We start from the raw sequence: 14,864 nt of genomic DNA, 5'->3' as shown, positions 1-14,864 counted from the left end.
ATTCTCTGCTTTTTATTTATCTTTGCAGTAACAGAGATACATTAGCCTTTAAAATCATGTTTAGAAACCTTCACTCTATTTTCCTATTTTTATTGTTTTCACTCATCGGATATAACATATCCGTTTCGGCACAAACCGCATCTGAAAGAATAAAACAATCTTATACGACACTCCATCCACATATCATCATTAACAATATAGAAGATATCACCGGAGGAAACTTTATTGAGCCTTACTCTCAAAAGATAATGACCGGACTACCTCCATTCCGACGTATTTCATTAATATCACGACCTACATCCGAATCAAACATTGGAATAGAAGTATGGATGCCCATTGAAAACTGGAATGGGCGTTTTTTAGGTACAGGAACTGGAGGAGGAGCTGGATATATAAATTTTTGGGCTCTTGAAATCGGGCTAAAACGAGGGTTTGCCGTTGCCAATACAGACATGGGAACTTCTCCGGCAGCACATGAGGTGTATGAATATCCCGAACGATGGAAAGACTTTGGATATCGAGCAACACACGAAATGACCGTAGTTGCAAAAAAATTCATAAAAAAATATTATGGAAAAGAACCACTCTATTCTTACTTCCAAGGTTGCTCTACAGGAGGACAGCAAGCTCTCTCCGAAGCCCAACGCTACCCTGAAGATTACAATGGAATATTAGCCGGAGCTCCAGCCAATAACCGCACACATCTACACACCATGTTTTTATGGTGCCATGCTCTATGCAACGAAAATCCAGAATTGATGTTTTCAAAAAAACAATTACAGAAAATAACTGAAATTGTCATACAAAAAAATGTGGGTAAAGACGGGGGAGCTCCAACTGACCATTTTCTCACAGACCCAAGAATTGCCACCATCGATACGGAAATCTTCAAATCTTTTCTATCAGAAAAGCAAATAAACATATTAAAAAAGATACTCAACGGACCTGTCAATCCAAATACAGGAGAAAGAATATACTGCTCTTTTCCTTTAAACAGCGAAGATAAACCATCTGGACAAGAATACTTTCAAGGGAAATCAGCAGTCAACGGACTTTTGTATCCATTTATTTGGGCATTTGGAAAAGACTTCGATTACCGCAAATTTGATTTTGACAAAGATTTAGAAAAAGTCGATTCTATACTGGCGCCAGTATTAAATGCAAACAATCCTGATTTAAGACCATTGAAAAAAAATAATGGAAAAATCATAATGTACACAGGAACATGTGATCCCATTGTTCCTTTTCCTGACGCAATAAATTATTATGAACGGGTAATAGAACAAATAGGAAGTTTAGAAGAAACACAAACGTTTTTCCGTTATTTCATTATTCCTGGAATGAATCATTGTGCCAATGGTCCTGGAGTAAATGACTTTGGACAAGGATTTCCTACACCTCCAAATCCAGACAAAGAGCAAGATATTCTCTCCTTATTGATGGACTGGGTAGAAAAGGGAAAAGCCCCAGAGCGAATAATAGCCACCCGATATAAAGATAATTCCAGAAAAGAAATAGAAATGCAACGACCTGTATATCCATATCCAGACTTCCCCCATTATATAGGAGGTGACCCAGCTTTACCCCAAAACTATAAGAGAAAAACCCACCTTAGAAACAATGTTCCTATTCCAGCAAAAAAATATTTGAAATAAAACAAAACAAAAAACAACACAAACAATATACTCAACTATGAAATCCTGTTATTTACCAATAGCAAGCTTCTTTCTCAGCATCTCTCTATTGGCAAACAGCCAACAAATCGAGAAAGGTGGCATTTCTTCTGAAATGCTGCAGCAAATCAAACAATCATATCAGGGAACATCAACTGATAAAGCTATACGCAATGCCATTTGCAATAACGATATAAATAAACTGGCTATAAACATTGATAACAAAAATAATTTTGACACCTACTTCTCTCATAAAGTCAATAGTAAAGGCATCACCGACCAAAAATCATCTGGACGATGCTGGCTATTCACTGGATTAAACGTATTTCGGGCACAAGCCATTGCTAAATATGATATGGGAGATTTTCAATTTTCTCAAGTCTATCCTTTTTTCTGGGACCAGCTCGAAAAAGCCAACCTCTTTCTACAAGGAATCATCGATACTCGCAAAAAGCCTATAAACGATAAGATGGTAGAATGGCTCTTCAAAAACCCCTTAAGTGATGGAGGACAATTCACCGGAATATCCGATATTTTAAGCAAATACGGTGTAGTTCCAGCAGAAGTTATGACAGAGACATACAGCAGCGAAAACACCAGCCGTATGGCATATTTGATAAAGCTAAAACTCAGAGAGTTTGGAATACAGTTACGTAATGAAGCGGCCCAAGGAAACTCCGTTACCTCATTAGAAAAAAGCAAAACACAAATGTTAGGTACCATATATCGCATGCTGGTACTCAATTTAGGAGAACCACCTGCCTCATTTACTTGGACACGAAAAGATGCCAAAGGCAATCCGGTTGAGACCAAAAAATATACACCTATGTCTTTCTTCAATGAATTTATAGGAAAAGACTTAACCAATAACTATATCATGCTAATGAATGATCCCAGTCGCGACTACTATAAGCTATATGAAATAGATTATGACCGCCATCGTTATGATGGTAGAAACTGGACATACGTAAACTTACCAATAGAAGACATCAAAGAAATGGCTATTGCATCCATTAAGGATAGTACTATGATGTATTTCTCATGCGATGTAGGCAAATTTTTCGACAGAGAACGAGGCTTACTCGATATAGACTATTATGACTATGGTTCTTTGATGGGAACTACTTTCAATATGGATAAGAAACAACGTGTACAAACTTTTGCAAGCGGCTCATCCCATGCAATGACTTTGATGGCTGTAGACTTAGACCCAAACGGTAAGCCTAAAAAGTGGATGGTAGAGAATAGTTGGGGACCAGGTGCAAACAGTGGACATTTAATCATGACAGACAAATGGTTCGACGAATACATGTTCCGTCTTGTCGTCGATAAAAAATACATTACTCCAAAAGTAAAAGAAGTACTAAAACAAAAAGCAACCCTTCTGCCGGCCTGGGATCCGATGTTTGCTGAGGAAAAATAAAATTTACAATATACAAACAAAACAATTTCTTTTTTTCAAGAAGACATGAAAATGCTTTCTTGAAAAAAGAAATTGTATATGATATCTTAATTTAAAAACTTACATATAATCAGACTACTAATAAAAAATATATTACAGAATAATAAAGAATAACCCATTTTTTGATAATTTTAAACAGCCTCTAAGTTTATTTGTAAATTGCACGCTTTCTTTTTCAAAAAGATTTTGTATCATTGCATAAAATAAAGAGGATATGGACCCGCAAATAATAATAAAAAAATACTATACACCCGGTACTAAACTTTATGATATACTTGTAGACCATAGTCAATTAGTAACAGAAAAAGCATTGGCTATAGCCAATGTCCACCCTGAATTTAATGCAGATAAGCAATTTATTGCCGAAGCTGCCATGTTACACGATATTGGAATTTTTCTAACTGATGCTCCAGATATTGAATGCCATGGAGCAAGACCATATATCTGCCACGGAACTTTAGGTAGTGAGCTTTTAAAAAAAGAAGGATTACCCCGACATGCCCTTGTCTGCGAACGGCATACGGGTGCAGGACTCTCTCTTGATGAAATTATAGCCCAAAATCTACCTATCCCACATCGAGACATGTTACCCATAAGTATTGAAGAACAAATTATCTGTTTTTCAGACAAATTTTATTCCAAATCAGACCCTTTAAAAGAAAAAAGTCTCGATAAAATACGTAAAAGTATGGCCAAGTATGGAGAAGCATCTGTTCACCGTTTTGAAAGTTGGTGTAAATTGTTTCTTCTCTAAAATATATTAAATCCCGCCCAATCCCTTATAAGTTGGGGTAAATTATGTATTTTTGCAGTCCGGTAACCTATAGGTTTGCGAATGTCGCCAAAAAATAAAATTTATATATCCATCTTAGCTGTTTTCTGCACATTGTTGATGCTCGGCCTGAGTGCGCAAACTAAGCGTATTTCAACCCCTGCACTCCGTCCGGTAACAGCCAATGTTATACCTGACAGTACAGTAAAAGACTCCTTGGCTGCCATTCTCAATCTTATCGATTCTCTTCATCAAAAAAAGAACGATTCTATTCCCCCTGTTGCAATAGACTCATTAAAAAATGATTCCCTTCCAAGTGATTCTACAAAGAAATCTAAAAAAGCAGGATTAGATGATGTGGTAGAATATAAGGCAAATGACTCTATCGTATTTTTGGGTAATAATATGGCCTATATGTACGGGCAAGGGGTCGTCAACTATCAAGATATAGAACTTGATGCCGATGAGATACGAATGAATATGGATAGCAGTATGGTATATGCCGTAGGACGTCCAGATACAGCTGGTGAAATAGTCGGAAATCCGATTTATAAAGATAAAAGCGGAGAATACGAATCCAAAACCATGCAATACAATTTTAAATCGAAAAAAGGATACATAACAAATATCATTACCCAGCAAGGTGAAGGATATTTGACAGGAGGACGTACAAAAAAAATGGACAACGATGAGTTCTACATGGTAGATGGCAAATACACTACATGTGACGATCATGAGCATCCCCATTTTTATCTACAACTTACCAAAGCCAAAGTACGCCCCAAAAAGAATATCGTTACAGGTCCTGCTTATATGGTACTCGCTGACGTACCGTTACCTTTAGCCATACCATTTGGTTTTTTTCCATTTACAGACAAATACTCTTCCGGTATTATTATGCCGACATTCGGAGATGAAAGTGCCCGAGGATTCTATTTAAGAGATGGAGGATATTATTTTGCAATTAGTGACTATATAGATTTGGCCTTAACTGGTGAAATTTATACCAAAGGGTCTTGGGGGCTCAATGGTCAATCCAATTATATAAAACGATACAAATACTCAGGAAATTTCAATATTGGTTATCTGGTCACCATATTAGGTGACAAAGGTATGCCCGATTATCAAAAGCAAAAGAATTTCAGATTGACATGGAACCACTCTCAAGACTCGAAAGCAAACCCCAATATGAGTTTCTCTGCCAACGTAAATTTCACAACCAGTGGTTATGACCGCAACAATCTGAATAGTTATTATAATTCAGCAACATTTACGGAAAATACCAAAAGTTCTACGGTAAACATGACTTATAATTTCCCGAACGCACCTCTCAGCATTTCAACAACAGCCAGTATAAACCAAAGAACAAAAGATTCGACCTTATCTGTATCATTTCCGGACTTTACATTGAACCTAAGCCGTGTATATCCATTCAAGAGAAAAAATCCCGTAGGAAAAGAACGCTGGTATGAAAAAATCAGTCTCAATTATACTGGTATATTTCGCAACTCTATCGAAACCAAACAAAATCTATTTTTCAAATCTAATCTGATTAGAGATTGGCAAAACGGGATGCAGCATACTATTCCCATTTCGGCCACATTTAATATGTTGAAATATATAAATATATCTCCATCTTTTTCTTTCACCGACCGTATGTATACCAACAAAATCATGCGGCAATGGGACCCCAAAGCCTCTCAAGAAGTACGAGATACTACTTACGGGTTTTATAACGTATTTAATTATAGTTTTGGCGTAAGCGCACAGACCAAACTTTACGGTTTTTATAAACCTCTCCCCTTTTTAGGAGATAAAATTGAAATGATACGCCATGTGTTCACTCCAAGTGTCAGCTTTAGTGGCGCACCAGATTTCGGAAGCTCTCGATATGGATTCTGGCAAACTTATACCAAAATAGATGCAAATGGACGACGACAAGATGTAGAATACTCACCCTTCTCAGAAGGTATGTTCGGGACTGTTTCTCGCGGAAAACAGGGAGTAGTATCCTTCAATATGAGCAACAATCTCGAAATGAAAGTTAAATCTGACCGAGATACTACAGGTGTCAGGAAAATTTCTCTTATTGAAAACTTATCAGCAGGTATCAGTTATAACATGGCTGCTGATTCCATGAAATGGAGTAACATCAACTCATCTATACTGATAAAACTAACCAAAGGGTTTAACCTTCAAATGAGTGCCACATGGGATACTTATACATATAAACTCAATTCTGCAGGGCAACCGGTACGAGTAAACATCCCCCGATGGAAAGCAGGCAAAGGCCTCGGTCGCCTATCAAGCACCGGTACATCATTTTCTTATACCTTCAATAACGATACCTTTAAGAAAAAAAACAAAGATGATAAAAAAAACAACGATGATACTGGTCCTGCCTCTACCCAAATAGATAATAGCCAGAGTGCTTTGAAATATGAAAATGAAGAAAATAAACAAGAAGAAGAGAATAATACCGATATGGAATTTGGGAAAGACGGTTATATGATCTGGAAAGTACCTTGGAGTCTTTCGATAAATTATTCTATAAACTATGGCTATGGTGATTTCAATTATAAGAAAATGGAATATAACGGTAAAATCACTCAAAATCTGAGTTTTTCCGGGAATATAAGCCCGACCAAAAACTGGTCATTCAATTTTTCTGCCAGTTATGATTTTGACCGGAAAAAAATAGCTTATATGAATTGCGGTATTACTCGTGATTTACACTGTTGGAGTATGAGTGCAAACTTTATACCTGTAGGACCATACAAGTCTTACAATTTTCACATCAGTGTAAAATCATCTCTATTAAGTGACTTGAAATACGATAAGAGTGGAAACTCTTACGACCGTTTACAATGGTATTAATACCAAGAAGCTCCTCTTAAAAATTTTATTATTTTCCATCTATCGGAACCACAAGACCTTCATTGGCCAATATTGTATTCGGAAAAACCGTCCGGGCCTCATCCAAAAAAATAGAATCATTCAAATAACGAGCCGAATAATGCCCCAGTAGCAATTGGCCTACATGAGCTTTTAATGCCATAGTAGCCGCTTGCTTGGCTGTCGAATGGAAAGTTTCTTTTGCTCTCAAAACATTATCTTCAGCAAATGTAGACTCATGGTATAACAAGTCTACTCCTTCAATATAAGGAAGCAATTTTTCAGTATAAGCTGTATCGGAACAATATGCATAGCGTATCGACCGATCTGCCGGGCGGGTCAATCGTTCGTTCAAGATAACCCGACCATCAGGTGTTACGTAATCTGCCCCCATTTTTATATCCGCTAACAACTTCACCGGAATATTATAAAACCTTACCATATCCCCCAACAGATGCCGAGCTTTTTGCTTTTCCTCAAAAAGGAATCCACAAGTAGGTATACGATGCTTTAAAGGCAATGTCCGCACAATCAAAGAACGGTCTTCATATATATTTTCTCCAGGAACAATCGGATTGAATCTTAACGAAAAAGGCAAATCTCGACAAAAGTAATCAAGCATAGCTCTAAAAGGTTTTTCCGCTTCAGAATGTACATGAATCACTAACTCTCCGGTATAGCCCAATAACGCTAAAGTTGAAATCAACCCTGGCAATCCAAAACAATGGTCCCCATGTAAATGCGAAATAAATAGATGCTGCAATCGGGAAAATTTCAATTTCTGACGACGAAATTGTAACTGGGCACCTTCACCACAATCAATCATAAACAATTTCTCCCTCACATTCAACACCTGTGAACTAGGTAAATGACGAGTAGTCGGTAATGCCGAGCCACATCCCAAAATATTCAATTCAATATTTGCCATTATCTAAAATTTCCATCTCTATAAGTGGTATAACAAATATAATTTATCCAAATCAATAATCCAATAAAAAAGTATTCATTTTACAGGTAATATATAACAAATATCCTATCTCAATAATGACAGATATCAGATATTATATCTACATTATCGGGCCTAAAAATATTCCCATACTATCGGTTACTCTTCGGTATCCAGAATTTAAAAGATACATTTGGATATGTTCTTAATCTCGTCTTGATATTACTATACCAAACCTCAATAATATCGAAATATCAATCACATGACAAATCATTTTACCTATCTGCAGGATAGACTACACCTATTTGCTTACGTATTTCATCTATAATTTCTAACGTAACCAAAGAATTTTGGTGACTATTAATCTTCGATTCCAATAATCCTTGTTCAATTAAGTTAATGAATTCAGCAACCTCATAATAGTACTCACTTTTGCTCAACTCAACCCCTATCGATTCATGATGAGCCCGAGGACCCCTCCCCGACATTGCAAGAGGACGAGGCAGGTAAGTAACATCCCGTATAATATGAATTCCGTCCAAAAGGAGATTTCCTTCCTCTCCTTCTATCTCGGAAGGAAGATAAGAATTAGCTATTTTAGAATACAACACAGTCGCGTTTAAACCTTCATACTGAAAATTAACAACCCCTTGGCCATCAGCTCCGGAAGAGAGCACAACACCTGCCGCATCTATTTTAGAAGGTTTTCCCAAAAGGACTACCATCGGATAAATAGTATAAATCCCTATATCCATAATCGCACCATTCGACAATGCCGGATCAAAGGCATTCATTACAATCCCTTCTTTAAACTTATCATATCTGGAAGAATACTGGCAATAACTCGCAAAATAACGACGAATAGTTCCCAACTTCTTCATATAATCTCTGACAATAAGAAAATTAGGATTCAATGTTGAAATCATGGCTTCCATTAACGTTACGCGATACTTATGAGACGCTTTTATCATTTCCTGTACTTCCAATGCATTCGATGCAAACGGTTTTTCACACAATACATGTTTACCGTAACTCATACACAGTATACTCTGAGATGCATGTACATAATTAGGTGTAGCAATGTAGACCGCATCAATTTTCGAACTTTTCGCCATATTCTCCAACGAAGAAAAAGTATATGGAATATGATGCTTAGCAGCAAATGCCTCGGCTCGTTCTTGTGAGCGTGAGCAAACAGCTGCCAATTCGAAACGAGAATCTTGTCGTGCACCAGCAATAAACCAGTCACTAATCGTATTTGTTCCTACTATTCCAAAACGGACTTTCTTTTCCATATCTTATAATCCAAATTATATAACAATTTCAAGTTATAAATATAAAAAGAAAATACGGGAACTACACTGAACTGTAGCTCCCGTATTCTAATAGCCTATAAAATTGGTCAATCAGATTATTTCTTTTCTGATTCAAGTTTTTCTTTCAAAGCAGCAAGTTCCTCAATGTCGCCTAATGTAGTTTTTTCTACATTATTGTTAATAGCTACATTTTCATCTGCCTTAGCGGCCTTCTTAGATGCTTTCTTAGCAGCGGCTTCTTTCTTTGCTTCAGCTTTAGCTTCATCTTCAAAAATACGACTGTGAGAAAGGATAATACGCTTTGCATCTTTGTTAAACTCGATTACTTTAAATTGGAGTTTTTCATCTACTTGAGCTTGAGTTCCGTCTTCTTTTACCAAATGTTTAGGAGTTGCAAATCCTTCTACTCCATAAGGCAATGCAATTACAGCACCTTTATCTAACATCTCGATAATAGTACCCTCATGTACCGAATCTACTGTAAAAATAGTTTCGAATACATCCCAAGGATTTTCTTCCAATTGCTTATGGCCTAAACTTAAGCGACGATTTTCCTTATCAATTTCAAGAACCTGAACTTCGATTTCAGCTCCAATCTGAGTAAATTCAGATGGGTGTTTGATTTTCTTTGTCCAAGAAAGATCTGAAATATGAATCAATCCATCTACACCCTCTTCGATTTCTACAAATACGCCAAAGTTAGTGAAATTACGTACTTTAGCCATATGACGAGAACCTACGGCATATTTGGTTTCGATATCTTCCCAAGGATCTGGTTTCAATTGTTTGATACCTAAAGACATCTTACGTTCTTCACGATCCAAAGTCAAAATAACGGCTTCAACTTCATCTCCTACTTTCATAAAGTCTTGAGCACTACGCAGATGTTGTGACCAAGACATTTCTGATACATGTATAAGGCCTTCAACACCCGGGGCAATTTCGATAAATGCTCCGTAATCGGCCATAACAACCACTTTACCTTTAACCTTATCGCCAACTTTAAGATCTGCACTGAGCGCATCCCAAGGATGAGGCATCAACTGCTTCAAACCTAAAGCAATACGTTTCTTCTCATCATCGAAGTCAAGAATTACAACATTCAATTTCTGATCTAAAGAAACAACTTCTTCCGGATGACTTACGCGCCCCCAAGAAAGGTCTGTAATATGAATCAATCCATCTACGCCACCCAAGTCAATAAATACACCGTAAGAGGTGATATTCTTAACGGTACCTTCAAGTACCTGACCTTTTTCGAGTTTTGCAATAATGTCTTTTTTCTGTTGTTCCAGCTCAGCTTCAATAAGAGCTTTATGGGACACAACCACATTTTTGAATTCCTGGTTGATTTTAACCACTTTGAATTCCATCGTTTTTCCAACGAACACATCATAATCACGAATAGGCTTAACATCAATTTGAGAGCCCGGCAAAAATGCTTCAATACCGAACACATCAACAATCATACCGCCTTTCGTACGACACTTGATAAACCCTTTAATGATTTCATCATTTTCAAGAGCTGAATTAACGCGATCCCAAGAACGAGTAGCGCGAGCTTTCTTGTGAGACAATACTAATTGTCCTTTTTTATCTTCCTGACTTTCAATATATACTTCTACAGTATCACCTACTTTCAAATCAGGATTGTAACGGAATTCGTTCATCGAAATGACACCATCCGATTTGTAACCGATATTTACAACGACTTCTCTTTTGTTCATAGAGATTACTGTACCTTCGATTACTTCTTTGTCTTTAACTGTGTTTAAAGACTGGTCATAAGTATTTACCAATTCTTCTCGGCTCTTATCACCATACACTTCGCCTTTCTCATAGGCATCCCAGTCAAAATTTTCGACTGGAGAATTTTTTAATTCTTCCATTTAATTAATTAGTTGATTTTCATTAATAAATTAGACATTATATGGTCTTTCAAAATCGGGTACAAAGGTAAATAATGTTTTCTTATTTACAAAAATTAAACTTCTCTTTTTTAGACGATTTGGAAAAAGAGAAGTTTTTAAGACATTACAACACGATACAAATACTCATTTTTTCTTTCTCAACAAATGCTCATCTACAATTTTGAAACAAGCATCTCTAAGCTTTTGCGTCGCCATGCTCAAATTATCATCAAATTGTTGTGCCGTAGGTCTATCTGCACCGACCAAATCTGTTATAGCTTTCACACATAATATCGGTGTCTTATACAACTGTGCTACCCAAGCTACCGCAGCAGCTTCCATATCTTTCACTTCTCCTCCAGTCTGGCGCATTTGCTCAGCATCATCTTCAGTCATATCCAAAGAACTGCCAGTTGTACAAATTCCCTGTTTAAATCCTCCCAAACGAGCCATCTCATCTGAGTCTATACAAGGGAAATACCCTTGCCCCATCCTGTTCCATCCGGGAATATCGACCCTCCGGTCATGGAATACTATATATTTATGACTCAAATATACATCTCCTATTTTTGCACCTTTAGACGCAAAGCCCCCTGCCGTCCCCGCATTAATAATAATATCGGGATGATAATATGCAATGGCCAAGTGTGTACTCAAAGTTGCGGCTTCACATCCAATATAATCAAAACCTGTATCGGCATCTTTTCCATTAGTTACTAATGTAATCTCTATATTTTTATAATTGCCTTGATATACTTGGCTCGGAGCTTGCCCAAAACGGCCTCCCTGATGCATCAATCCAAAATGTTGTATAAGAGGCTTGGCTTCAGCAGCCATAGCGACAATGAAACATATCTTTTTCATATGGTTTTTCAAGTATAAATATAATAATTATCAGCGCTTTTTCTTAAAAAATTCTTTCATCAATGCAGCACATTCTTCTTTCATAACACCACCTGTCACCACAGTTTTCGGATGTAATGCTTCCGGAGCAAATTTACGGAAACCACGTTTATCATCTGACGCCCCATATACAACTGCCCCTACCTGAGACCAACCTAAGGCACCGGCACACATTACACAAGGTTCTACTGTGACATACAATGTACATCCTGTGAGATATTTCCCCCCTAAGACATTCGCCGCTGCCGTTATTACCTGCATCTCAGCATGAGCTGTTACATCAGTCAATGTTTCCGTCAAATTATGTGCTCGAGCGATAATACGGCCATTACATACAACAACCGCTCCTACCGGAATTTCATTACGGTCACGAGCGGCTTCCGCCTCACGAAGCGCAAACTTCATGTAATATTCGTGAGAATTTACCATCAATCTTTTAGATAATAATCGACTGTCGTCACGACTCTCACTTTCTTAATGTAAGGCGTATTTGCATCTCGGTCATCAATAGAAAATTGGCCTTGATATGCTGTTTTTATCTTACCTAATTCACTCTCAGAATCTTTTGCAAACTTGACAGCAGCATTTCGTGCATTCTTTGTTGCCTGCTCTATCATTTCAGGCTTTATATCATTAAGTTTAGTAAACATAAACTGCGGACGATATTGATAATCTCCCACAGAAATAGCAATGCCCTGTTTCAACAAATCGGTTTGCCGATACATCAGTTCCCTCACCTTATCTACCTGGGTTGACGTAACCGTAACAACAGAAGTTACATTATAACGATAAGGGACTCTGTTATTTGAATACCGGTCAGCTTCCATGTCTATAATCTGAGGGGCAGAAGTAGTAATCTCATTATCGGTAATCCCATTTTTCTTGAGAAAATTTATTATCGTCGAGTTCTTTTGATTTACCGTGGTATAAATTGAAACCAAATCGTTCCCTATCTCTTTATATGTCAGTGGCCATATAACCATATCAGCCGAAACCTCTTTTTCTGCTAAGCCTTTCACACTTACCACCCGGTCTTTATTCTTTACCTCGATAATGGCATGCCCCAATGCCCATCCGGACAAATACAGTCCAATGGCAATGATAACGGCAACAACAATCATCTGACTTTTTCCCATCTTCGTATTATTTTAATTAATAACCACCGTTTATCTCGTTATGAAACTTCCAAGCGTCTTATACAAATATAGGAAACAAAATCCAATATTTCAATATATCCCAGACACTATTTTTCTTTTTTAGCAATATAAGAGAAGAATATACTTCATGCCCCACAAATATCCGTAGTCCTCAAAGGCTATCTCAAAACTGGAAATAATCTGTGAAGCATCTTTCTCGTCATGATCTTCTGATTTAAGAAAGTCACTATATAACCTGTTATACATGCTGCAATAAATGATCCTTCACGAATACCTTCAATTCGCCGAGTAAACATTAAGGAAATAACAACAACCAATGAAACCAACGTGATATCAAAATATACCTTGAATTTTCCGAACTCTTTATTACAATAACGTGAAGCATATTTTACAAAACCTTCAGCACTCATCATCGCCACCCGAGGCTTTATCTCAAGTACGACACCTATCGATTGTATGACACATCCTATAATCAATAAAGCTAAAGACATCAAATAATCATTAGGATGCAAACCCGTCGTTATTATCATATTGAAATCGATAAATGCCGAAAATATAAATGAAAATGGAATTTGTAGAAGAATTTCTATAACATCCTGCCTGCAACCAACCTTCCTTACAAGCCACAACTGTCCTATAATTAACAATATATTTACGATAAATGTCCAAGTTCCTAATGTTAAAGGCGTATTAAGGCTCAGCACATAATTCACACTGGATATAGGAGTAGTTCCCAATGCTGAACGCACAATCAATACAATACCTACGGCTAAAAAATACAATCCAACGACAAATACCAAATACTTCTCCAAAATTTTTTTCATCTGCATATCAAACTTATTTTTATCTCAAAAATCATTGCAAATATCCCATTTTTTTATCTAAAAAAGACATTGTTTTCTTATATTTTACTTCAAAAAATATAGAAATATACCCGTCATCACCGTAGCAAGTTTCTTTCTATAATAATTCTTTTAGAATTCCTCCAATCTTTAATTCGTACAAATCTTTCATAAACTATTATTTATATTGACTATCTTTGTATTTAAAATCTCAAATTCCGATAATATGGCAAAACACAATATTCTAGGGAAAAATGGAGAAAAAATTGCAGCAGAATATTTAGTTAAGCAGGGATATGACATACGTGATATAAATTGGCGAAACGGCCGATATGAAATAGATATCGTTGCTACCCAAGGTAAATATCTGGTCATTGTCGAAGTAAAGACTCGCCAATCCGATATATTCGGCTTACCCGAAGATGCCATAAACGACAAAAAAATCAGACACCTGATAGATGCCGCTGACTCCTACATCAAACAAACCGACTTACCGTTTGACATACGATTTGATATAGTCTCTATCATATGCAAAGAAAACTCTTACGAAATAGAACATATTCAAGACGCATTTTATCCACCTATACAAAGTAAAAAATATGGATATTGAATCTTTACGGGAATACTGCCTTAGCTTCCCACAAACATCCGAATGCTTTCCTTTTGACGAAACTACTTTAGTATTTAAAGTAGCAGGAAAAATGTTCTTATATACCGACATCAGTAACAGTACCGAAACATGGGCTAATGTAAAATGTGACCCGGAGCTGGCAATAGAACTACGAGAAAAATATCCAACCGTATTACCCGGCTATCATGCAAATAAAAAATATTGGAATACAATACAATATAGCCGAGTTAAAGACAGTCTTTTTAAAGAATGGATACGACATTCTTATCTCGAAGTAATAAAAAAATTACCCCGGATTCAACAAGAAAAAATCCTGCATCAATTCGAGGAAATGGATAATAAAAAATAAACCCTTAT

The 14,864-nt window shown here is 36.8% G+C and carries 13 protein-coding genes; 6 read left to right on the top strand and 7 right to left on the bottom strand.

Annotation, left to right across the window (positions count from 1 at the left end):
• The first annotated feature begins 56 nt into the window (after positions 1–56).
• From Cop2CBH44_RS15185 to Cop2CBH44_RS15170, 4 genes are all read left to right on the top strand, one after another.
• Positions 57–1,655, top strand: coding sequence for a tannase/feruloyl esterase family alpha/beta hydrolase (locus Cop2CBH44_RS15185; RefSeq protein WP_021930949.1), 1,599 nt, complete (start codon positions 57–59; stop codon positions 1,653–1,655).
• Positions 1,656–1,692: 37 nt separating this feature from the next.
• On the top strand, positions 1,693–3,096 hold the full coding sequence (locus tag Cop2CBH44_RS15180) for a C1 family peptidase (RefSeq protein WP_021930950.1): 1,404 nt from the start codon (positions 1,693–1,695) through the stop codon (positions 3,094–3,096).
• A 253-nt stretch (positions 3,097–3,349) separates the two neighbouring features.
• Positions 3,350–3,889 carry an HDIG domain-containing metalloprotein gene (locus Cop2CBH44_RS15175; protein ID WP_200755147.1) on the top strand — a complete coding sequence of 180 codons (540 nt, stop codon included), beginning with the start codon at positions 3,350–3,352 and terminating at the stop codon, positions 3,887–3,889.
• A gap of 81 nt (positions 3,890–3,970) precedes the next feature.
• Entirely contained in the window at positions 3,971–6,784 is a 2,814-nt protein-coding gene (locus tag Cop2CBH44_RS15170; RefSeq protein WP_200755146.1) for a putative LPS assembly protein LptD, read from the top strand.
• A gap of 28 nt (positions 6,785–6,812) precedes the next feature.
• Here Cop2CBH44_RS15170 and Cop2CBH44_RS15165 read toward each other — a convergent pair whose 3' ends face one another.
• The 7 genes from Cop2CBH44_RS15165 to Cop2CBH44_RS15135 all read right to left on the bottom strand — a co-directional run bounded on the left by Cop2CBH44_RS15165 (position 6,813) and on the right by Cop2CBH44_RS15135 (position 13,858).
• Complete coding sequence (locus Cop2CBH44_RS15165) at positions 6,813–7,730, bottom strand: ribonuclease Z (protein ID WP_021930955.1); 918 nt, start codon at positions 7,728–7,730, stop codon at positions 6,813–6,815.
• A 293-nt stretch (positions 7,731–8,023) separates the two neighbouring features.
• On the bottom strand, positions 8,024–9,043 hold the full coding sequence (locus tag Cop2CBH44_RS15160) for a Gfo/Idh/MocA family protein (protein ID WP_021930956.1): 1,020 nt from the start codon (positions 9,041–9,043) through the stop codon (positions 8,024–8,026).
• Between the two features lie 116 nt (positions 9,044–9,159).
• Positions 9,160–10,953: a 30S ribosomal protein S1 gene (gene rpsA / locus Cop2CBH44_RS15155; protein WP_021930957.1), complete on the bottom strand. Its 1,794-nt coding sequence runs from the start codon at positions 10,951–10,953 to the stop codon at positions 9,160–9,162.
• 165 nt (positions 10,954–11,118) lie between these two features.
• Positions 11,119–11,838 (bottom strand): phosphorylase family protein, encoded by a 720-nt coding sequence (locus Cop2CBH44_RS15150; protein ID WP_200755145.1) that lies wholly within the window; start codon positions 11,836–11,838, stop codon positions 11,119–11,121.
• A gap of 30 nt (positions 11,839–11,868) precedes the next feature.
• A complete protein-coding gene (locus Cop2CBH44_RS15145) occupies positions 11,869–12,306 on the bottom strand; it encodes a nucleoside deaminase (protein ID WP_021930959.1) in 438 nt (145 codons plus the stop codon).
• Positions 12,306–13,013: an SIMPL domain-containing protein gene (locus Cop2CBH44_RS15140; protein ID WP_246469136.1), complete on the bottom strand. Its 708-nt coding sequence runs from the start codon at positions 13,011–13,013 to the stop codon at positions 12,306–12,308. The genes Cop2CBH44_RS15145 and Cop2CBH44_RS15140 overlap by 1 nt, the downstream gene beginning before the upstream one ends.
• Positions 13,014–13,192: 179 nt before the next feature.
• Positions 13,193–13,858 (bottom strand): YczE/YyaS/YitT family protein, encoded by a 666-nt coding sequence (locus Cop2CBH44_RS15135; RefSeq protein WP_420839000.1) that lies wholly within the window; start codon positions 13,856–13,858, stop codon positions 13,193–13,195.
• Positions 13,859–14,102: 244 nt separating this feature from the next.
• Between Cop2CBH44_RS15135 and Cop2CBH44_RS15130 the strand changes: the two genes are divergently transcribed.
• Both Cop2CBH44_RS15130 and Cop2CBH44_RS15125 read left to right on the top strand, forming a co-directional pair.
• Positions 14,103–14,486, top strand: coding sequence for a YraN family protein (locus tag Cop2CBH44_RS15130; protein ID WP_044227465.1), 384 nt, complete (start codon positions 14,103–14,105; stop codon positions 14,484–14,486).
• Positions 14,476–14,856: an MmcQ/YjbR family DNA-binding protein gene (locus Cop2CBH44_RS15125; protein ID WP_021930962.1), complete on the top strand. Its 381-nt coding sequence runs from the start codon at positions 14,476–14,478 to the stop codon at positions 14,854–14,856. Before Cop2CBH44_RS15130 ends, Cop2CBH44_RS15125 begins: the two co-directional genes overlap by 11 nt.
• Positions 14,857–14,864: the final 8 nt, after the last annotated feature.

The organism is Coprobacter secundus subsp. similis (assembly GCF_015097275.1).
Lineage (GTDB): Bacteria > Bacteroidota > Bacteroidia > Bacteroidales > Coprobacteraceae > Coprobacter > Coprobacter secundus.
Note: the sequence above shows the minus strand (reverse complement) of the source record. Positions and strands in the feature narration are given on the sequence as shown.